General features: G+C 65.6%; 1 protein-coding gene. It reads right to left on the bottom strand.

All coding sequences use genetic code 11. The features are described 5' to 3' along the window. The coding region (locus R0J88_RS21870) for a DUF3413 domain-containing protein (RefSeq protein WP_410901157.1) at nucleotides 1-253 on the bottom strand (253 nt) is incomplete at both ends.

Below are 253 nucleotides of genomic sequence, written 5' to 3' on the forward strand. Positions count from 1 at the left end.
GGCCAAGTGGCAGCCACAGTAGTTGGGCAAGCAGTCCGTAGTGACCCAGCCAGGTGGTGGCCAGGTAGGCCCAACCGCTCAGGCTGGCGGCACTCACTCCTTGCGGGAGTGGGGTAAAGGGCAGATAGCGGGTCGCGACCAGCCAGATCAACACCAGGATGGCGAGAGAGAAGGTGGCGCTGTCGCGAAGATAGCGGCGGCGGCTGTCACGAGGTCGGGCGTTGGCGGGCGCAGGCGAGTCAGGGATCTTTGC

The sequence above is a fragment of the Pseudoalteromonas sp. SIMBA_162 genome, from assembly GCF_046535955.1.
GTDB lineage: Bacteria > Pseudomonadota > Gammaproteobacteria > Enterobacterales > Alteromonadaceae > Pseudoalteromonas > Pseudoalteromonas marina.